The organism is Nocardioides iriomotensis (genome assembly GCF_004168035.1).
In the GTDB taxonomy this organism is placed as follows: Bacteria; Actinomycetota; Actinomycetes; order Propionibacteriales; family Nocardioidaceae; genus Nocardioides_B; species Nocardioides_B iriomotensis.
In genome coordinates this window covers 99,235-119,153 of the sequence record NZ_SDPU01000012.1, presented here as the reverse complement: position 1 = coordinate 119,153, position 19,919 = coordinate 99,235, and the positions used below count along the sequence as shown (strand labels likewise).

The 19,919-nt window shown below is 71.7% G+C and carries 17 protein-coding genes; 11 read left to right on the top strand and 6 right to left on the bottom strand.

The window, feature by feature from the left end:
- Positions 1-15: 15 nt before the first annotated feature.
- Both ychF and ETU37_RS04565 read left to right on the top strand, forming a co-directional pair.
- A complete protein-coding gene (gene ychF / locus ETU37_RS04570) occupies positions 16-1,101 on the top strand; it encodes a redox-regulated ATPase YchF (protein ID WP_129985761.1) in 1,086 nt (361 codons plus the stop codon).
- 204 nt (positions 1,102-1,305) lie between these two features.
- A complete protein-coding gene (locus tag ETU37_RS04565; RefSeq protein ID WP_129985759.1) occupies positions 1,306-2,046 on the top strand; it encodes a hypothetical protein in 741 nt (246 codons plus the stop codon).
- A gap of 109 nt (positions 2,047-2,155) precedes the next feature.
- Here ETU37_RS04565 and ETU37_RS04560 read toward each other — a convergent pair whose 3' ends face one another.
- On the bottom strand, positions 2,156-3,454 hold the full coding sequence (locus ETU37_RS04560) for a cation:proton antiporter (protein WP_129985758.1): 1,299 nt from the start codon (positions 3,452-3,454) through the stop codon (positions 2,156-2,158).
- 153 nt (positions 3,455-3,607) lie between these two features.
- Here ETU37_RS04560 and ETU37_RS04555 point away from each other — a divergent pair, with 153 nt between their 5' ends.
- The 5 genes from ETU37_RS04555 (at position 3,608) to gvpJ (ending at position 8,438) form a co-directional block, all read left to right on the top strand.
- Positions 3,608-4,282 carry a GAP family protein gene (locus ETU37_RS04555; protein WP_165372402.1) on the top strand — a complete coding sequence of 225 codons (675 nt, stop codon included), beginning with the start codon at positions 3,608-3,610 and terminating at the stop codon, positions 4,280-4,282.
- Between the two features lie 346 nt (positions 4,283-4,628).
- Complete coding sequence (gene gad / locus ETU37_RS04550; RefSeq protein ID WP_129985754.1) at positions 4,629-5,999, top strand: glutamate decarboxylase; 1,371 nt, start codon at positions 4,629-4,631, stop codon at positions 5,997-5,999.
- Between the two features lie 58 nt (positions 6,000-6,057).
- Positions 6,058-7,383: a chloride channel protein gene (locus ETU37_RS04545; protein ID WP_165372401.1), complete on the top strand. Its 1,326-nt coding sequence runs from the start codon at positions 6,058-6,060 to the stop codon at positions 7,381-7,383.
- 182 nt (positions 7,384-7,565) lie between these two features.
- On the top strand, positions 7,566-7,931 hold the full coding sequence (locus ETU37_RS04540; RefSeq protein WP_129985750.1) for an ATP-binding protein: 366 nt from the start codon (positions 7,566-7,568) through the stop codon (positions 7,929-7,931).
- A 72-nt stretch (positions 7,932-8,003) separates the two neighbouring features.
- Entirely contained in the window at positions 8,004-8,438 is a 435-nt protein-coding gene (gene gvpJ / locus ETU37_RS24030; protein WP_129985748.1) for a gas vesicle protein GvpJ, read from the top strand.
- Here gvpJ and ETU37_RS04530 read toward each other — a convergent pair.
- Positions 8,390-8,854: a MarR family winged helix-turn-helix transcriptional regulator gene (locus ETU37_RS04530; RefSeq protein WP_240755545.1), complete on the bottom strand. Its 465-nt coding sequence runs from the start codon at positions 8,852-8,854 to the stop codon at positions 8,390-8,392. The two genes, gvpJ and ETU37_RS04530, sit on opposite strands and share 49 nt — an antisense overlap.
- Before the next feature lie 79 nt (positions 8,855-8,933).
- On the opposite strand from ETU37_RS04530, the gene ETU37_RS04525 reads away from it, so the two are divergent.
- Both ETU37_RS04525 and qcrB read left to right on the top strand, forming a co-directional pair.
- Positions 8,934-11,042, top strand: coding sequence for an MMPL family transporter (locus tag ETU37_RS04525; protein ID WP_240755544.1), 2,109 nt, complete (start codon positions 8,934-8,936; stop codon positions 11,040-11,042).
- 26 nt (positions 11,043-11,068) lie between these two features.
- A complete protein-coding gene (gene qcrB / locus ETU37_RS04520) occupies positions 11,069-12,727 on the top strand; it encodes a cytochrome bc1 complex cytochrome b subunit (RefSeq protein WP_129985744.1) in 1,659 nt (552 codons plus the stop codon).
- A gap of 4 nt (positions 12,728-12,731) precedes the next feature.
- On the opposite strand, the gene ETU37_RS04515 is transcribed toward qcrB, so the two are convergent.
- From ETU37_RS04515 to ETU37_RS04505, 3 genes are read right to left on the bottom strand one after another with little or no spacing between them, the layout of a single operon-like run.
- Positions 12,732-13,595 (bottom strand): DICT sensory domain-containing protein, encoded by an 864-nt coding sequence (locus tag ETU37_RS04515; RefSeq protein WP_129985742.1) that lies wholly within the window; start codon positions 13,593-13,595, stop codon positions 12,732-12,734.
- Between the two features lie 36 nt (positions 13,596-13,631).
- The gene (locus tag ETU37_RS04510) at positions 13,632-14,519 is read right to left on the bottom strand and encodes an ABC transporter substrate-binding protein (protein WP_129985739.1); all 888 of its coding nucleotides are present in this window, start codon (positions 14,517-14,519) and stop codon (positions 13,632-13,634) included.
- 17 nt (positions 14,520-14,536) lie between these two features.
- A complete protein-coding gene (locus tag ETU37_RS04505) occupies positions 14,537-16,516 on the bottom strand; it encodes a putative bifunctional diguanylate cyclase/phosphodiesterase (RefSeq protein WP_129985737.1) in 1,980 nt (659 codons plus the stop codon).
- Positions 16,517-16,713: 197 nt separating this feature from the next.
- Here ETU37_RS04505 and ETU37_RS04500 point away from each other — a divergent pair, with 197 nt between their 5' ends.
- Positions 16,714-18,018: a phosphodiester glycosidase family protein gene (locus ETU37_RS04500; RefSeq protein WP_129985735.1), complete on the top strand. Its 1,305-nt coding sequence runs from the start codon at positions 16,714-16,716 to the stop codon at positions 18,016-18,018.
- 43 nt (positions 18,019-18,061) lie between these two features.
- Complete coding sequence (locus ETU37_RS04495) at positions 18,062-19,111, top strand: NAD(P)-dependent alcohol dehydrogenase (protein WP_129985733.1); 1,050 nt, start codon at positions 18,062-18,064, stop codon at positions 19,109-19,111.
- 11 nt (positions 19,112-19,122) lie between these two features.
- Here ETU37_RS04495 and aqpZ read toward each other — a convergent pair whose 3' ends face one another.
- Positions 19,123-19,908: an aquaporin Z gene (gene aqpZ / locus ETU37_RS04490; protein WP_240755543.1), complete on the bottom strand. Its 786-nt coding sequence runs from the start codon at positions 19,906-19,908 to the stop codon at positions 19,123-19,125.
- Positions 19,909-19,919 lie beyond the last annotated feature (11 nt).

Genomic DNA, 19,919 nt, shown 5'->3' with positions numbered 1-19,919 from the left:
GTAGAATCGCCGCCCGTGGCTCTCACCATCGGCATCGTCGGTCTCCCCAACGCGGGCAAGTCGACGCTCTTCAACGCCCTGACCAAGAACGACGTGCTCGCGGCGAACTACCCGTTCGCGACGATCGAGCCGAACGTCGGGGTGGTCGGCGTCCCCGAGCCCCGGCTCGGCAAGCTCGCGGAGATCTTCCAGTCGGCGCGGGTGCTGCCCGCGACCGTGGAGTTCGTCGACATCGCCGGCATCGTGCGCGGTGCGTCGGAGGGCGAGGGCCTCGGCAACAAGTTCCTCTCGCACATCCGCGAGTCCGCCGCGATCTGCCAGGTGACCCGGGTGTTCCGCGACGAGGACGTCACGCACGTCGACGGCGAGGTCAACCCCGCCAACGACATCTCCACGATCCAGACCGAGATGATCCTCGCCGACCTCCAGACGGTCGACAAGGCGATCCCGCGCCTGGAGAAGGAGGCGCGGATGAAGAAGGAGAACGTCGCCGTCCTCGAGGCCGCCAAGGAGGCCAAAGAGCTTCTTGAGGGCGGCACGCCGATCATCGCGGCAGACCGTCGTCGGATCGACCCGCACGTCATCCGCGAGCTCTCGCTGCTCACCGCCAAGCCGTACATCTACGTCTTCAACTGCGACTCCGACGAGCTCGGCGACGAGGAGCTCAAGCAGAAGATGCGCGACCTGGTCGCACCGAGCGAGGCGATCTTCCTCGACGCGAAGTTCGAGTCGGAGCTCGTCGAGCTCGGCGACGACGACGAGGCCCGCGCGATGCTCGAGGAGATGGGCATCGACGAGCCCGGCCTCGACGTGCTCGCCCGCGTCGGCTTCGACACCCTCGGCCTGCAGACGTACCTGACCGCCGGGCCCAAGGAGTCCCGCGCCTGGACGATCAGCAAGGGCGCGACCGCCCCCGAGGCGGCCGGCGTGATCCACACCGACTTCCAGCGCGGCTTCATCAAGGCCGAGATCGTGTCGTTCGACGACCTCGTCGAGGCCGGCACGATGGCCGCCGCGAAGTCCGCCGGCAAGGTGCGCATGGAGGGCAAGGACTACGTCATGCAGGACGGTGACGTCGTGGAGTTCCGCTTCAACGTCTGATGCGGCCCGGTCCGCAGGACCAAGGGCCCTGGCAGTCGCCGACCTGTCCGGCCAGGCTGGATGGCGGCGCCGACGCACTCCATCGCACGCCGTACGGGCGGGATCGCCGCGATTTCTCGCGGAAGGCCGCTGGAGGTGTGACGATGGGTTCTGCGTGGTGCGCCGGAACTTCGAGAGTCGGCCACCATCACGCGGGAGCCGCTGATGCGTCTGGGGCGCTTCTTGATCGCCGTCATCGTGGTCGGCCTGCTCGCGGTGTCGGGCTGCGGGGGTGCGGCCGAGCCCCGGGCGCAGGTCGCCGACTCCTCGGAGTGCCCGCACGAGCAGGCGGTGGTACGACGTGCGCTGGAGAGGTCGCACCTGCGGGTCGACGTGTCCGGTGACGGGAAGCCGGACACGGTGGCCGCCGCATCCGACCCCGGCGCTGCCGAGCCCTGCCGAGGCTTCGTCGGCGTCCGCGTGGACGGAGCAGGCATCTCCTCCACACACCTGATCCCGGCCGCTGTGCCGATCAAGGGCATCCGTGCCCGGATCGTCGGTCTCCCGCATCTCGGCGACCGGCACGGCGCGGAGATCGTCGTCGACACCGGGGCCGCGGTCGACGCCGTGCTCGCGCAGATGTTCACGTTCTCCGGCGGAGGGCTGCGGGCGCTGCACGTACCGGACCAGCCGGACGGTTCGTTCATCGTCGAGGGCGGCGGCGTGATCTACCCACGCGGAGCCGGTTGCACCGCCGATGGGCGGCTCATCCTCTCCCAGGCCGCGCAGACCAGCGATGGCAAGCGGTTCCGGGTGACCCGTCGGACCTATCAGCTGCGCCGCGACGGCCTCGGGTTCACCGGGCCGGAGGTGGAGGAAGCCACCGTTGCGCTGAACCGGCTCGGGGCACGGTTCCCCGAGTTCGTCGGCCCGCACTGGACCGCGTGCACGAGCTCTCCGGTCTGACCGCGACCGCTGGACGCGTCGACGGAGATCGGGCTCCTCTGGCCGCGAACAGCGAAGTCACACCCCACGGTTGCAGGTCCGGTCCAGCTGACCCAGCCCGTCCGGCGGGTCACGGGCTCGTCGTCTCCCCGTGGGGCGGGGCCGGTCTGTGCCATCGCGGCCGGACGTGGGGGGTGGCGTCCTCCGGCTCGGCCTCGGTTGCGCCTCGGCCCGGCTGCGAGGCCCACCACCGCGCGTAGCGGTCGGTCAGCGGTCCGGCGGTCAGTCCGTGCGCGTACACCGACAGCGCGACGGTGAAGGCGACCGCGCGGAGGATCTCGGTCTCGCCGTGGAGGCTGGTGTCGTCGAGCAGGATCACGCCGAACACGATCGACGCGAGCCCGCGGGGGCCGAACCAGCCGAGGAACGCGAGCGTCGCGGGACGGCTGTCGCTGCCGAGCATCGCCGCCGCGACCGGGACCATCCGGACCACGGTCAGGCTGAGGACGGCGTACCCGAGCAGCTGCCACGTGAGGTGGCTCAGGGTCGGGCCGAGGATGACGGCCCCGAAGACGATGAACGTCACCGCGTTGAACAGCTCGCCGGACTCGTCGACCAGGTGGGTGACCTGCGCGTCGTGCGCGCGGTGGTACCACGCGAACACCATGCCCGCGGTGAACGCGGCGATGAAGATGCTGCCGCCGAGTGCGGACGCGCCTCCTGCTGCCGCGGTGGCGGTCGCGACGGGGAGGACCTGGAGCCAGCCGGTCTCCCGGTGCTTCGGGCGCAGCGCCGTCCGGAGCGCGACGACCCCGAGTGCCCCGGCGACCGCGCCGGCGACCAGGCCGTACCCCAGCTGCTCGACGACGATACGCAGCGCGTGGTGACCGGACGTGTCGCCCTGGTCGGCCTCGGCGAAACCGATCGCGATCAGGAAGATCGGGACGCACAGCCCGTCGTTGAGCCCGCTCTCGACGTTGAGTCCCTGCCGGATCCGGGCGGGGAGACGTTCGTCGACCACGACCGCCTGCCCGAGCGCGGCGTCGGTGCAGGCGAGCATCACCGCCAGGATCAGCGTCTCGACGCCGGCCAGGTCGGGCAGCACCAGGGTGCCGACCGCGGTGCCGGCGATGATGGTCAGCGGGAGGCCGATCCCGAGCAGCCGGAGTGGGATCGCCGCCCCCCGGCGGAGAGCCCGCGGCGAGATCCGCGAGGCGTCGGAGAACAGCACCAGCACGAGGGTGATCTCGGCGAGGAGCTTGATCGCCTCGCTCCGGAGATGGAGGTCGAGCACGCCGAGCACCGGACCGGCGACCAGACCGGCCGTGGTGAAGAACATGGCGGCCGAGACGTTCACCGCGCCCAGCCGACGTACCCACACGGCATAGGCAAGGACGATCAGCGCGATCACCGCGAGGGCCCAGTTCATGGCCGCTCCACCCTCCGCCGACCAAGTCCCTCGAACATGCTAGGCGCTCCCGGCTCGAACCTCGTCGGATCGAGCCGACGGACCGGGGCGCTGCTATATCTTCCTTCCAAGGCGCGGGCAGGCGCCCGCCCAGAGGATGCCTGGAGCGCCGCCATGGGGCTGATCCTGTCGATCTTGCTGATGGGTCTGGTGGCAAGCCTGTCTCCCATCACGATCGTGGTGTTCATCCTGGTGCTCGAGTCGGCCAGAGCCGGCGTCAACGCGACCGCGTTCCTGGTCGGCTGGACAGCATCACTGACCGTCGTCTTCACGCTCGGGTACCTGCTGAGCTCGTCGAGGAGCGTGCAGCACAGGGACGGCCGGACCGTGGTCCTGGTCGTCGAGGTCGTGCTCGGATGCGCGCTCGTCGTCGCGGGCGTTCGTCAGTGGCGTAGCCGCGCCGAGGCCCCGGACACCACCGACGGCTGGCAGGCTCGTCTGCTGTCCGGGGGCGTGGACGACCTGAGCCCGCGCGGTGCAGCGCTGTTCGGCGTGCTCAAGCAGCCGTGGGCGATCACCACGGCCGCGGCCGTCCTGGTGGTGCACCACCAGCCACCCCGCCTCGTCGCCCTCATCGCCTTCGCCTGCTTCGCCGTCGCCTCCACCGCCAGCGTCGTGCTCATGTACCTCTTCTACGCGCGGAAGCCCGCCGAGGCGCAGGCGTACCTGGCCCACCTGCGCGATCGCGCCATCGACCTGGCGCCGGCGGTCTTCGCCGTGGTGGCAGGCGTCGCCGGGGCATTCCTCGTGCTCGACGGCCTGGTGGACCTGGCGTCGGTCCTCAGGTGATCCCGGGCTCCGGGCGAACCCGTCGAAGCGCTCGACGACGTGAACGCGACGACCCGCCCGATCCGCGGTACGCCGCTCAGGCGGGCCGTCATGTCGCTCGACGGTTTGCGAGGTGAGGGTGGATTTGGGCCTCGTCCGCCCACGTCCGGGCCACACGATCCCGCCTGCCTGGGCGGTTGTGCCTCGCCACGCGACCGGTGAATCCTCGGGGCTAGGACGTCGAGCAGCGGCGTCGAGGAGCGGTTCTCCCCGAGGCGTCGCCCATGACGACCGACTGCACGTCCGACGACGGGAACCCGCAGCTCAGCGGTCGCCGGGGCGATCACGTCTGACAGGAGTCCTCGGCATGACCATCGGTGACGACGCCGCGGCGGCGCTGTACGGCAACCGCTTCCTGACCCAGCCCGCACCAGCCACCCGGTTCCCGGACGTCGGGATGAGCCCGGTGGAGGCGATGCGGCTGGTGGGGGAGGACCTCGCGATGGAAGGAGACCCGCAGCGCAACCTCGCCACCTTCGTCACCACCTGGATGGAGCCGGAGGCGCAGCGGATCATCGCGGAGAACCTGCACCGCAACTTCATCGACCACGCCGAGTACCCGATCTCCGCCGAGATCGAGCAGCGGTGCGTGCGGATGCTCGCGGACCTCTTCCACGCTCCCGGAGCCACGGCGGGGTGCCGGACCCAGGGCTCGTCCGAGGCGATCATGCTGGGCGCCCTGTCCCTGAAGTGGAAGTGGCGCGAGCGCCGCACGGCGGCCGGCGAGCCGGTGGACCGGCCGAACCTCGTCTTCGGCGGCGACGTGCACGTGGTCTGGGAGAAGTTCTGCCGCTACTTCGACGTGGAACCGCGGATCATCCCGCTCGCCGAGAACAAGTACACGATCGGCCCCGACGACGTCGAGGCGCACCTCGACGAGAACACGATCGGCGTGGTGGCGGTCCTCGGGACCACCTTCACCGGACACATGGACGACGTCGTCGGCATCAACGAGCTCCTCCTGCGGGTCAAGCAGGAGCGCAGCCTCGACATCCCCCTCCACGTCGACGCCGCCAGCGGCGGCTTCGTGTGGCCGTTCCTCTACCCGGAGTCGGCGTGGGACTTCCGGCTCGAGCAGGTCCGCTCGATCAACGTCTCCGGTCACAAGTACGGCCTGGTCTACCCCGGCATCGGCTGGCTGGTGTTCCGGACGGAGTCCGACCTGGCCAAGGACCTGGTCTTCTACGAGAACTACCTCGGCAAGACGGACGCCACCTTCACGTTGAACTTCTCCACCGGTGCGTCGATGGTGCTGGCGCAGTACTACAACTTCGTCCGGCTCGGCCGGCAGGGCTACACCTACGTGATGATGCAGATGCAGGAGAACGCGCGGGCGTTGGCCCTCCACCTGGAGAAGAGCGGCCGGTTCGAGGTGATCGGCAGCGACCTCGAGCAGCTGCCGCTGGTCGCGTTCCGGCTGGCCCGTGCGCAGGCGTACGACGAGTCGGACATCGCCTGGCAGCTCTCGGCCGAGCGCGGCTGGATGGTGCCGGCCTACACCCTCCCCCCGAACGCGCAGCACGTGAAGATCCTTCGCGCTCTGGTCAAGGAGACGCTGAGCCGCGAGCAGGTCGAGCGCCTGGCCCGGGACGTGGACGACGCCTGCACCACGCTCGACCAGAAGGGCGGCGCGCACGAGAAGGAGCGGCAGCAGGTCAAGCAGGGCACCGGCTACTGACCCGGGTCGAGGGCTCGACGAGGCGCTGACCGGCAGACGGAGCGGGTGGAGGGTCGAGGTGGGCGAGGCGCAGGCGGCGCCGGCGAGTGACCCCGGCACGCTGATCAGGAGCAGCGACTACCGCCGGCTCCTCGTCGTCGCAGCGCTCGTCGGTGTCGTCGTCTCGCTGGCCTCCTGGGCGTTCCTCGAGCTGCTCCACTGGATCCAGGTGTGGGTCTACGAGGAGCTTCCGCAGGCGCTCGGCCACGACTCGGCGCCGATCTGGTGGCCGGTGCCGGTGCTGGTCCTCGCGGGGATCGTGACGGCAGGGGCCGTCCGCCTTACCGGCGGAGGGGGACACGTGCCCTACCAGGGCCTGTCCGGAGGGGTGACGCTCCCGAACGCGGTACCCGGCGTGTTGCTGGCGGCGCTGGCGAGCATCGGGCTCGGACTCGTCCTCGGGCCGGAGGCTCCACTCATCGCGCTGGGCTCCGGCCTGGCGATCTTCGCCGTCAAGGCGCTGCGCGACATCCCCGACCAGGCCGTGTCGGTGATCTCGGCCTCGGCCGCGTTCGCGGCGCTGGCCACGATCTTCGGATCCCCGGTGATCGGTGCCGTCATCCTCATCGAGGCGGCCGGTCTCGGGGGCGCGATGCTGCCGCTGATCCTGCTGCCGGGACTGATGTCGGCCGGGATCGGCTCCCTGGTCTTCGTCGGCATCGGCACGTGGACGGGGCTGGACAACAGCGACTACTCGCTGAGCCCGTTCTCCCTCCCGTCGTACCCGGTTCCCACTGCGGTCGACTTCGCCTGGACCCTGCCCCTGTCCGTGGCCGCCGCGCTCGCGGTGTTCCTCGTCGTCGAGGCGGCAAAGGTGTCCGCGCGCGTCGTGGCGAGGAGTCCCTGGGTGCTGACCCCGGTCGCCGGGCTGGTGGTCGCCGCGCTGGCGATCGTGTTCGTGGCCTCGACCGACCAGAGCGCGGAAGCCGTCCTGTTCTCCGGGGAGGACGCGTTCAGCGCCCTGCTGTCCCAGGCAGGCTCTGTCTCGGGTTGGACCCTCTTCCTGCTGGTCGCGCTCAAGGGAGTGGCCTGGGCGATCTCGTTGGGCAGCTTCCGTGGTGGCCCCACGTTCCCGGCCCTGTTCCTCGGGGCAGCCGGAGGACTGATGGCTGCCCAGCTCCCCGGTTTCTCGGAGACGCCGGCCGTGGCCGCCCTGATGGCCGCGAGCACGGTGGCGGTCCTCCGCCTTCCCCTCTCGGCGGTGGTCATCACGCTGCTGCTGACGTCCAGGTCCGGCGCCGGCGTGGGGCCCATCATCATCGTGGCTGCCGTGGTCGCCTACCTCACGATCGAGACCCTGGAGGCCGTGCGTACCCGGTCTCGTGAGGGCGGCGGCCCCCGTTGACGGCCCGGTCACGATCGTCCGTGGCCCGGTCATGCCGCGCAACCTCGCACCCGCAACCCATTCGCCCGATAACCGTCCAGACTGTCGATCCGGCGTATCGGGGGGCATAGTGGTGGCAGAGGGCTACGGACGCGGTGCTCCGGGCAGGGCCGCGACGGGGTCGGAGCCCGAGATGGGGGCGCATGATCGAGACTCTGCGGCTCGAGCACGACGTTCGGGCGCCGAGACGGGCGCGGCACTGGATCATCCAGCGCTGCGACGAGTGGCAGTGCGGCGCGCTCGCCGACTCCGCCGCGCTCATGGTCACCGAGCTGGTGACCAACGCCTTCCTGCATGCGCGCACCGACTGCGTGGTCCACGCCGCCTTCACCGCTCCCACGCTGCGGGTGACCGTCACCGACGAGGACAGCCGTGAGATCTCGGCGAAGTCGCTGAGCCACACCGAGGAAAGGGGGCGCGGACTCGTCATCATCGCGGCGCTCGCCGACACGTGGGGTGTGGAGCACCACGCCGGCACGAAGAGTGTTTGGTTCGACCTGAGCGGTTGACCCGTCGTTCGATGGGTACGTCGATCAGATGCAGACGACAAGGACGGTTCTCGTCGGCAGGGAGAGCGGCCGGTGACGGCGTCGGGTGGCTACCTGGAGCGGCCGGCTCCCAGCGGGCTCGCGGACGTGGTCGAGGTCCTCCTCGACCGTGGTCTGGTCATCGACGCGTACGTGCGGGTCAGCCTGCTCGGCATCGAGCTGCTCACGGTCGACGCTCGCGTGGTGGTCGCCAGCGTCGACACCTACCTGCGCTTCGCCGAGGCCACGAACCGCCTCGAGCTCGAGCCCAAGCAGGGGCGCGGACTCACGGACCTCGTCACGGACATAGGCGGCGAAGTCGTCGAGAACGTCGCGGCCAAGGTCGTCGAGAAGAAGATCGAGCCGGTCGCCAAGCCGGTTCGGAAGGTGGTGGGCGCGACCCGGGACGCCGTCGACGCGGTCAAGGACGCGGCCGAGCCTCAGTCGAGCGCCAGCAAGCGCAGCGCGCGGGTGGCCCGGCGCAGGTAGCGCGTGACGACCGCGCGCTCCTCGTCGGTGAGCTCGTGGTCGAGCTCCTCGAGCTGCTGGAACATCGGCATCAGGTAGGTCAGCACCTCGCGGCGCCCGGAGTCGGTGAGCCCCACTTCGGTGCGCCGGCGGTCCGTCGCATGAGGGGTACGGCGTACGTGGCCGCGCTCGACGAGCCGGTCGATGATCGTCGTCGACGCGGCCGTGGTGACCCCCAGCCGTCGCGCGAGCTCGGCCGGGCCGAGCGGGCCGGCGAACAGGTGCTCCAGCGCGACCAGCTCGGAGTGGCTCATCCCGGCGCGGCGGGCGAGGGCGGGTCGGGTCGCGGCGGCGGCGTCGGTGAGGTCGCGCAGCGCCTGGAGGCTGTCGGAGGCACCCCAGTCGTCGCGGTAGTCGTCGACGTCACCGGTGAGCACGCGTTGTCGTTCTCGGACCACCCTGCTACCTTTCCAGATTGCTAATCTAGTTAGCAATCTACTGAGAGGATCCGGACCCATGTCCCGAGGACACCGTAGTCGTCGCGGCCCCTTCGCGGTGCTGGTCGGCATGGTCACCGGACGCCGCACCGCCGGGCTCGTCGCGCTGATCCTGCTCGGCCTCGGCGGGTTCGTCGCCTTCGGCGTGGGCGAGGCCGAGCGCGACCCGGGGGCGCTCGACGCGCTGCCTGCGGGCTACGACAGCACCCGGGCCGTGGAGCTGCAGGAGCAGCTGCCCGCCCGGGACGCCTCGACCGCGGTGGTGCTGTGGACGTCCGGGGAGGGTGACGGACTGTCCCGCGCCCAGGTCGGCGAGCTGGCCTCGGTGCTCGACGGTGTCCGTGACGAGCTGGACCTGCAGCAGGGGCCGCCGCCCCAGCCGAGCGAGGACAGCACCGCCGCCGTCGGTGTGGTCACGCTCCCGGGCGGCAGCGCGACCGACAACGCCGACCGGGTGGAGGAGCTGCGCTCGCTGCTTCGGGCCGACGCGCCGGACGGGGTCGACGTCGCCGTCACGGGCCCGGCCGCCGTGCAGGCGGACCTCGCGGCCGTCTTCCAGGGTGCCGACGTCGACCTGCTGCTCGCGACCGCGGGTGTGGTGACGCTGCTCCTGCTGATCACCTATCGCAGCCCGATCCTCTGGATCGTCCCGCTGGCGGTCGTGGGCGTGGCCGACCGGCTCGCGGCCTCGGCGTCGACGCACACCCTCGCGCTCGCCGGCATCCCGTGGGACGAGTCCACCGTCGGGATCCTGTCGGTCCTCGTCTTCGGCGCGGGCACCGACTACGCCCTGCTCCTGATCTCGCGCTACCGCGACGAGCTGCGCGTCACCGACGACCGGTTCGCGGCGATGGCGCACGCGCTGCGGCGCACGGCGGAGGCGGTGCTGTCCAGCGCCACCACCGTCGTGCTCGGCCTGCTCACGCTGCTGCTGTCCGTGGTGCCGTCGACCCGCGGACTCGGCCTCGCGTGTGCGGTCGGCGTCGTCGTCGCGGCGGCCTTCGCGCTGGTCGTGCTGCCGGCCGCCCTCGTGGTGTTCGGCCGCTGGGTCTTCTGGCCGCGCGTCCCGCGGGTCGGCCAGACCCCGCTGGTGGAGAGCCGCACGCTGTGGGGCCGGGTCGGCTCGGTGGTCGCGCGCCGGCCGGTCCTGCTGCTGGTGTCGTCCGCCGTCGTGCTGACCGCCCTCGCGACGGGCGTGGTGCGCATCGACAGCGGGCTCGGCACCGCCGACCAGTTCCTCGACCGGCCGGAGTCCATCGCGGCGGCCGAGCGGCTGGCCGACTCGTTCCCCGCGGGCAGCACCGACCCGGTGCAGGTCCTGACCGAGGACGACCCCGGCGCGGTGCGTCGCGCCCTCGCGCCGCTCGACGTCGTGCAGTCCACGCGGGTCACGGCCCGCGAGGCCGGGCTCAGCCGCGTCGACGTCGTGCTCACCGTGCCACCCGGCAGCGACGAGGCCGAGCGTGCGGTGGGGGAGATCCGCTCGTCGCTGGCCGGCCTCGCCGACACGTTCGTCGGCGGGACCGACGCCGAGGCGGTCGACGAGCGCGCGGCGGCCGGCCGGGACCGCGCCGTGATCCTGCCGCTGATCGCGGGCCTCGTCCTGCTCGCCCTCGGGCTGCTGCTCCGCTCGCTGGTCGCGCCGGTGCTGCTGGTGCTCACGGTGCTGGCGACGTACGTCGCGGCCCTGGGTGCGTCGTGGTGGCTCTTCGTGTCCGTGCTCGGGTTCGACGCGCTCGACGTCGGCGTACCGCTGCTGGCGTTCCTGTTCCTCGTGGCGCTCGGCGTGGACTACAACATCTTCCTCGTCACCCGGGCCGCCGAGGAGGCGCGCGAGCACGGCGCGCGACGCGGCATGCTGCGCGCCCTCGGCGCGACCGGGGGCGTGATCACCAGCGCCGGCGTCCTGCTCGCGGCGGTCTTCGCCGTGCTGGGCGTGCTGCCGCTGGTCGTGCTCGCCCAGCTCGGCGTCGTGATCTGCGTGGGCGTCCTGCTCGACACCCTGCTCGTGCGCACGGTGGTCGTGCCCGCGCTGGGCGTGGTGCTGGGGGACCGGTTCTGGTGGCCCCGCCGCCCCGGGTCGGCGCCAAACCTCGACAAACTGGCGAAGTCAACTTCTTCAGTTTGACGAAGTTCCGGCCTACTGTGGGAGGCATGCCCGCCGAAGCCGCCACTGTCCCGCGGCGCCGGCCCGGCGCGGTGCTCGCCACCTGGGTGGACGACCGCACGGGCCTCGCCACGGCGTCGAAGAAGCAGATCCGCAAGGTCTTCCCCGACCACTGGTCGTTCATGCTGGGCGAGATCGCCCTCTGGAGCTTCGTCGTCCTGCTGCTCACCGGCACGTTCCTGACCCTGTGGTTCAAGCCGAGCATGGCCGAGGTCGTCTACGACGGTTCCTACGACCAGCTGCGCGGCCTGGAGATGTCCGAGGCCTACGCGTCCACGCTGCACATCTCCTTCGAGGTGCGCGGCGGACTGCTGATGCGGCAGATGCACCACTGGGCCGCGATGCTCTTCGTCGCGGCGATGCTGATCCACATGATGCGGGTGTTCTTCACCGGCGCCTTCCGCAAGCCGCGCGAGCTCAACTGGGTGATCGGCTGCCTGCTGCTGATGCTGGGCACGCTCGAGGGGTTCACCGGCTACTCGCTGCCCGACGACCTGCTGTCCGGCACCGGCCTCCGCGCGGCCGACGGCTTCATGAAGTCGATCCCGGTCATCGGCACCTACGCGTCGTTCTTCCTGTTCGACGGCGAGTTCCCCGGCGGCGCGATCATCTCCCGCCTGTACACCGTGCACGTGCTGCTGATCCCCGGCGTGCTGCTGGCGCTGATCGGCGCGCACATGCTGCTGCTGGTCTTCCAGAAGCACACGCAGTGGCCGGGTCCGGGCCGCACCAACGACAACGTCGTCGGCTACCCGATGCTGCCGGTGTACGCCGCCAAGGCAGGCGGGTACTTCTTCATCGTCTTCGGCCTGGTCGCGGTCATGGGCGGCCTGCTGTCCATCAACCCGGTGTGGCGCTACGGGCCCTACAACCCGTCGGAGGTCACGGCGGGATCGCAGCCCGACTGGTACATGGGTTGGCCTGACGGCGCGCTGCGGATCATGCCCGGCTGGGAGACGCACCTGCTCGGGTACACCCTGAGCTGGAACGTCTTCCTGCCGATCATCGTGCTGCCCGGCCTGATGTTCACGATCCTCCTCGTGCTGCCATTCGTGGAGGCCTGGATCACGGGCGACCGGCGCGAGCACCACCTGCTGCAGCGACCGCGCAACGCACCCACGAGGACGGCCCTGTTCGTCGCACTGATGACGTTCTACGGCCTGCTCTGGGCGGCCGGCGGCAACGACATCCTGGCGGTGGTGTTCAACCTGAGCATCAACAACATCACCTACTTCATGCGGGTGATGGTGTTCCTCGGCCCGGTGATCGCGTTCGTCGTCACGCGACGCTGGTGCATCTCGCTCCAGCGCCAGGACGAGGCGCGGCTGCTGCACGGCTACGAGACCGGCGTGATCACCCGCTCGCCCGAGGGCGGGTACGCCGAGAAGCACCTGCCGCTCCCGGCGGACGAGGCCTACCGGCTGACCGCCCGCGACCGCGACCCGCTGCTCCCGGCGCCCGACGCGACCGACGAGAACGGCGTCGCCGCCCGGCACCCCCGGCTCGGCCGGCTGCGGGCGCGCCTGTCGCGCGCGTGGTTCGCGCACAACGTGCAGAAGCCGACGGCGGAGGAGCTGGAGGCGGCGCACGAGCACGAGCAGCTCGAGCAGCGGGAGCAGCGGGAGCAGCACGCGCTCGAGCGGTGACGGGTCAGCGCGCGTCGAGGTAGTGCAGCGCGCGGTCGAGCAGGCCGGTCACGCTCTGCGGGTCGGCCGCGCGCACCGGCTCGCCGTCCCACCGCACCGCGAGCTCGCCGGCGAGGATCCGGACGTCCTCGTCGCCGACCGCGGCGAGGATGTCGGTGCACGCCCGGGCCGCCGCGAGCACCACGTCGGGGGCCGTGCTCCAGACCGTCTCGAAGCGCCGGTCGCCGTCGGGCACGCCGGCCTGGCCGGGCACCTCCCAGCCGGCCAGGCAGGCCTGGTGCGTGGCGCTCTGGCAGACCAGCACCCACTCACGCCGTACCGGCGAGTCGGGCGGCACGGCGACCCGCACAGGCGTCTCGTCGACGCTGCCGTGCCGGTCGAAGTCGGCGAGCACCACGACCCGCTCGGCGGTGCGGGCGAGGTCGGCGTACCGGCGGCTGGCCACCTCGTAGAACCGCGCCTCCTGGAAGCTCGCGAACAGCACCGGACGCTGCGCCCGGGCAGCGCTCTCGTCCTCCATCGCGTGCGTGAGCGCCAACAGGGTCCGCTTGCTCAGCGGCTGGCTGCGCAGATGGGGGTGGGTGGCGCGCAGCGCGCCGACGATCGACTGGTGCGGGGCCGTGGCGGTGGTGCGGGCCTGCTCGATCGCGGCGTGGACCCCCAGGCCCTGGGCGCGCAGCCGCAGCACCACGCCGATCTCGGCGACGTGCCGCTCGGTGTAGCGGCGGTGACCGCCGGGCCGCCGGACGGGCTCGGGGAAGCCGAAGCGGGTCTCCCACGTCCGCAGCGTCGCGGTGCTGACGCCGGTGCGCTCCGCGAGGTCGCCGATCGAGAGCACGGCGTCACCGCTCCGCTCCCGCTCGTCCATGGGGGAACGCTAGCCGTCCGCGGCCCCCGGGTCGCGTCAGCGACCCGAGTTCACCGTCACGTCCTGCACGGCGCCGTCCTCGACGCCCCAGTGGGCCAGCACGTCGGCGTAGACGCCGCGGTCGACGAGGACCTCCAGCGCCGCCTGGACGGCGTCCCGCAGCCCGGGCAGGTCCTTGTCGACGGCCACGCCGTACAGCCCCGGCTCGAGCTGCGCGGTCGAGGCGAGCTGGTAGTTCGCCTTGGTGTCGGGATCGGTGACCAGCAGCGCTGCCGGGGGCAGGTCGTTGAGGACGGCGGCGGCGCGGCCGGTGCGGAGCTGGACCAGCGCATCGGAGTTGGTGCCGTAGGTGCGCACGTCGATCGGCTCGTCGTCGCACCGGCCCTGCGCGCGGTCGAGCAGGTCGACCTGCGTGGTGCCCTTCTCGACCGCCGCGACCTTGCCGCACAGGTCCTCGAGCTCGAACACGCCAGCGGGGTTGCCCCGCTGCACCAGGATCGAGGTGCCGGCGCTGAAGTAGTTCACGAAGTCGACCTGCTCCGCGCGCTCCGGCGTGTCGGTCATGGCGGACATGCCGAGGTCGAGGCGGCCGGTGTCCACGTCGGGGAGGATCGTGGTGAAGTCGGTGTCGACGAAGCGCACGTCGACGCCGAGGACGTCGCCCAGCGCGTCACCGAGGTCCGGCTCCATGCCGACGATCGTGCGGCCGTCCTCGCCGTACGACGACATCGGTGCGTACGACGGGTCCGTGCCGATGCGCAGCACGCCGCGCTCGCGGACGTCGGCGGGGAGCAGCGCGTGCAGGTCCTCGTCGACGCTCAGGCTCGGCGCGTCCTGCTGGTCCGGCTCGGACCCGGCGGCGGCGCAGCCGGCGAGCAGGAGGGCGGGCAACAGTGACGCGAGGGCGGTCCTGCGAACGAGCATGGTGGTGCCTTCCGGGCTCAGGGTGCGGGTGACGCGGGGAGAGCGGTGCCGGACGCCTCGCCGGCCGGGACGATCTCCTGCCAGGGCGAGGGCCGCAGCCACAGGTACCCCTGGCCGTGGTCGCAGCCGGCGTCGGCGAGCCAGTCCGCGACCTGCTGGGTCTCGACGCCCTCGGCGGTGACGGTGCAGCCGAGGCCGTGCGCCAGGTCGATGACCGACGCGACGATCGCGCGGTCCTGCTGGCTCTCCTCGAGGTTGGCGATGAACGCGCGGTCGATCTTGATCTCGCGGATCGACATGGCGCGCAGCTGGGAGAGTCCGGTGTAGCCGACGCCGAAGTCGTCGACCGACACCGAGATGCCGATCTCGGCCAGCCGCTCGACCACCTCCCGCACCTGCCCGGCGTCGAAAGCGACGGCGGTCTCGGTGATCTCGAGGTACAGCCGCTCCGGCGGTACGGCGGTCGCGGCGAGCGTCTCGCGCACGACCTCGACGAACTCCAGGGTCGCGAGGTTGCGAGCCGACACGTTCACCGCGACGGACCACGGCCGGCCGGCCTCGGCCCAGCGCGCGCAGTCGGTGAGCGCCTGGCGGAGGACCCAGCGGGTCAGCGGCTCGATGAGCTCGCTCCGTTCCGCTACCGGCAGGAAGTCGATCGGCGGGAGCAGGCCGCGCTCGGGGTGCTGCCAGCGGACGAGCGCCTCCACGCAGCTGACCTGGCCGGTGCTCAGGTGCAGCTTGGGCTGGTACTGCAGGAGCAGCTGGTCGTCGGCGATCGCGCGGCGCAGCTCGCGCTGGAGCACGAGCGAGTCGGTCGCGGGACGCGCCGCCGACTCCTCGTAGACGACCACGCCGGTGGGTCCGTGCTTGCCCTGGTACATCGCCGCGTCGGCGTTCTTCAGCAGGTCCTCGACGGTGTCGGCGTCGTCGGGGAAGAAGCAGATGCCGAAGCTGGCGTCGACGGTCAGGGTGGAGTCGTCGAGGGTGATCTCGGCGCCGACGGCCTCGCGCACGCGGGTGAGCAGCTCGACGGTCGCGGCCCGGTCGGACTCACCGGGCAGCAGGATGCCGAACTCGTCGCCGCCGAGCCGCGCGACCGTGTCGTCGGTGCGCAGCGACTCCTGCAGCCGCCGGCCGACCACCTGCAGCAGCTCGTCGCCGGCGTGGTGGCCGAGGGTGTCGTTGACCTCCTTGAACCGGTCGAGGTCGACGAGCACCAGGGCGCCGCGGCCCTGCGCGCGCTCCACGGCACGCTCGGACACCCGCCGGAACAGGTCGCGGTTCGGCAGCCCGGTCAGCGGGTCGTGCAGAGCCTGGTGCTCCTTCGCCGCCGCGTGCCGGCCGAGGGCCCGGGTGGTCCACCAGGAGATCAGGCCCAGGACGGCGTAGAGCGCGGCCAGGCCGATCGCGAGCCGGATGATCGCGGCGCGGGTCTCGGCGGCGATCTGGTCGGCGATCTTGTCGTAGGTCAGCTGGACCTCCAGCACGCCGAGCGCGCGACCGGTGGCCTCGGGAACCACTTGCGCGAGCACTCGGATGACCGCGCCACGAGAGCTTGCGTCGCCCGAGTCGAGAAGCGTCGCACTTGGCTTGCCGTTGGCGGCTCGCTGGAAGGCAGGGTCGTCCGCGAGGACGGTGCCTGTGTCGCCGTTCTCAGCGAACACCACGTGGCCGTCGAAGTCATAGAGGCGCAGTCGCGCCACTCCGCCGTCGTAGACGGCGAGGTCGGTGGAGAGCCGGAGCGAGTACTCCTCGGAGTCGGTCAGACCCTGGCTGAAATCGGCGTCGCGAAGTGCGGGTGAGACGACCATCCGCTCGATGACCGCCACCTGGTGCAAGGCTTGGGAGGTGGCGCGCGTGATGCCGGCGTCGTGGTACCCGCGCACCAGGGTGACACCGAGGGCGAGCACCGGGACGAGGCTCGCCGCGGCATAGATCGCCAGCAGCGTCGTGCCCTTGTGCACGCGCCGCCGCGCCGCGCGCTGCGACCACGCCATGCCTGTTCTCCCCTCGGACTGATCCGCCGGAAGCCCTCATCGGCAGGCGGGCGCGGGACCTGAGGAATACGAGACGAGTGGGTGCGAAGCGGCTCGTGGCCGGGGCACCGACACGCGGCCCCGGTGTGGCGTCCCGCGTGCACCATGAGTCACACTCTTTACTTCTGTGTCCGTCCCATACCCCGGGGGAGATCGTGGTGCGCCGATCCCGAGTCCGTCCTGTCGCCGCCGCCGTCGGCCTGACCGCCCTGGTGGCGGCGTCGCTGACCGCCGGCCCGGCCCAGTCCAAGAACACCGGGCTGCCGCTCGGTGACCCGGCGCTGCCGGAGACGCGCACGGTCACCCCCATCGCGCCCGGCGTGAGCCTCACCGACATCACGCGCGGCACCGGAGAGGCGAAGGAGAAGGACTACCAGACCACGCGCACCGGCCCGTGGCGCGTGCGGATGGTGACGATCGACCCGGCCGCCGGGGCCGTCGGCAGCCTGCGCGCCACCTACGGCCCGACGCTCGCCCCGACCGAGACGGTCAGCCAGCTCGCGGCGTACTCCGGCGCCCAGGTCGCGGTCAACGCGTCGTACTTCACCTTCACCGCGAGCCGGTCGTTCCCCGGAGACCCCGTCGGTCTCGGCCTGTACGACGGGGACCTGCTCAGCGAGCCGAGCAGCGGCACCGCGGAGGTGTCGATGCTCATGGACGCCCGCACCAACCAGGTGACGTTCCCCGGCAAGCTCGCGTGGCAGGAGCGGATGGTCAACAAGCGCTCCGGCAACGGCCTCAAGCTCGAGTTCCTCGGCCACCCTCCGGTCGTGCCGTCGAAGTGCGCCAAGAAGAAGGACCCGACCAACTGCCGCCAGGACGGCGACGTGGTCAAGCTGCCGGCGAAGTTCAGCGAGACCACGCCCGCGGGCAAGGGCGTCGAGGTCGTGCTCGGCCGGAGCGGCTGCGTGGTCAGCCGGGAGAAGGAGCGCGGCACCACGCTCACGCCGGTGCAGACGTCGCTCCAGGCCACCGGCAAGCAGACCGAGCGCCTCTGGACGATCAGCCGTGCCAAGAAGAAGGCCGGCGAGAAGAAGGCCTGCCTGCGGAGCACCATGCGCCTGCGTGACGCGCTCGGCAACCGGATCCCGACCGGCCCGTGGGTGTACGGCGTCAACGGCCGCTTCACGCTGACCCGCGACGGCGTGGCGGTCGTCCCGCGCGGCGACACGTCGCTGTTCATGCGGCACCCGCGCACCTTCGTCGGTCGCACCGACGCCGGGCAGATCGGCATCGTCACCATCGACGGCCGGCAGCCCAGCAGCGTCGGCGCCAGCCTGCGGGAGACGGCGCAGGTCGCGCTGTCGCTCGGCCTCACCAACGCCATCAACCTCGACGGTGGCGGCTCCACGACGATGGCCATCAACGGCGCGGTCGCCAACTCGGTGAGCGGCGGCAGCGAGCGCTCCGTCGGCGACGCGCTCATCTGGTCGCCCACGCCGTACGCTCGGTCCAAGCGCTGAGCCGACGCCTCCCGAGGGGTCGGCGGGACCCCGAGGGAGCGTCATGCGAGCGATCGTCTTCGACCAGTACAAGTCGACCCCCGTGCTCAAGGAGGTCGACCGTCCCGCACCCGGCCCGGGTGAGGTCCTGCTGAAGGTGGCCGGGGCGGGGGCGTGCCACTCCGACGTCGCGGTGTACCGCGACTTCGACGAGTCGTTCGGTCCGCCGCAGCTGCGGCCGTCGTTCGTGCTCGGGCACGAGAGCTCCGGCTGGGTCGAGGAGCTCGGCCCGGGTGTGGAGGGTTTCACCGTCGGCGACGCCTTCCTCGTCTACGGGCCGATCGGGTGCGGGCACTGCCGCGCCTGCTCGCGAGGGCAGGACACCTACTGCGAGAACGCCGCGACGATGCCGTACCTGGCGGCCGGCCTCGGCCGCGACGGTGGCATGGCGGAGTACCTCGCCGTGCCGGCGCGCAACCTGGTCCCGCTCGGGCAGGCCGACCCCGTGGCCGCCGCGCCGCTCGCGGACGCCGGGCTGACGCCGTACCACGCGATCAAGAAGTCGCTGCCGGTGCTGGCGGGCGGCGGCCGGTCCGCTCTGGTCATCGGCCTGGGCGGCCTGGGCCAGGTGGCGGTGCAGATCCTCCGCGCGCTGACCGGCGCGACCGTGATCGCGACCGACCAGAAGCCCGAGGCGCTCGCGCAGGCGGAGGGGTACGGCGCGGTCACGGTGCCGGGCGGGCCCGACCAGGCCGGCGCCGTCCGCGAGCTGACCGGTGGCCGTGGCGTCGACGCGGTGTTCGACTTCGTCGGCGTGGATCCGACGCTCGCGCTGGCGATGTCGGTGGTCGCGCTGCAGGGGCGGGTGACGATCGTCGGCATCGGCAACGGCAGCTACGCCTGGAACTTCTACGGCGTGCCCTACGAGGTCGAGCTCACCAGCACCTACTGGGGCACCATCGAGGAGCTGCACGAGGTGGCCGACCTGTACCGGGCGGGGAAGGTCACGCCCCAGGTCGAGCTGTTCGGCCTCGACGACGGGCTCGAGGCGTACCGCCGCCTGGAGGCCGGCGAGCTGAACGGCCGCGCGGTGGTCATCCCGCACGGTCACTGACCGGCGACAACTCAGCCCTCGGTGGCCTCCTCGAGGGGCGCGGCCGGTCCCTGGCCGAGCAGGGCTGCGTAGCTGAAGCCGGCGAGGAGCGCACCGGCGATCGGCGCGAGGATGAACAGCCACAGCTGCGCGATCGCGTCGCCGCCGGCGAAGAGCGCCGGCCCGATGGACCGGGCCGGGTTCACCGACGTGTTCGTGACCGGGATGCTCACGAGGTGGATCAGGGTGAGCGACAGGCCGATGGCCAGCGGGGCGAAGCCCTTCGGCGCCCGGGTGTCGGTGATGCCGAGGATGACGAACAGGAAGACGGCGGTCAGCACGACCTCGGCGACCGCGCACGCGAGCAGGCTGTAGCCGCCGGGGGAGCGGTCGCCGTACCCGTTGGTGGCGAAGCCCGACTCGCTCGCCGAGAAGCCGGCGACCCCGGACGCGATCACGTAGAGCACGGTCGCCGCGACGATGGCGGCGACCACCTGGGTCGCGATGTAGGCCCCGCAGTCGCGCCAGGTGAACCGGCGCGAGGCGGCCAGCCCCAGCGTGACCGCCGGGTTGAAGTGCCCGCCGGACACGTGCCCCACGGCGTACGCCATGGTCGTGACGGTCAGGCCGAACGCGAGCGCGACGCCGAGGAAGCCGATGCCGAGCTGGGTGTCGGCGTCGTCGAGGAAGACGGCCGCGAGCACCGCGGAGCCGCAGCCGCCCAGGACGAGCACGAAGGTCCCGAGGAACTCGGCGGCGAGCCGTTGCGCCGTGGTGGGCGTGGTGGACATGGTGAGCGGGCTGCGTGTGGACGGCATGGGCTCTCCTC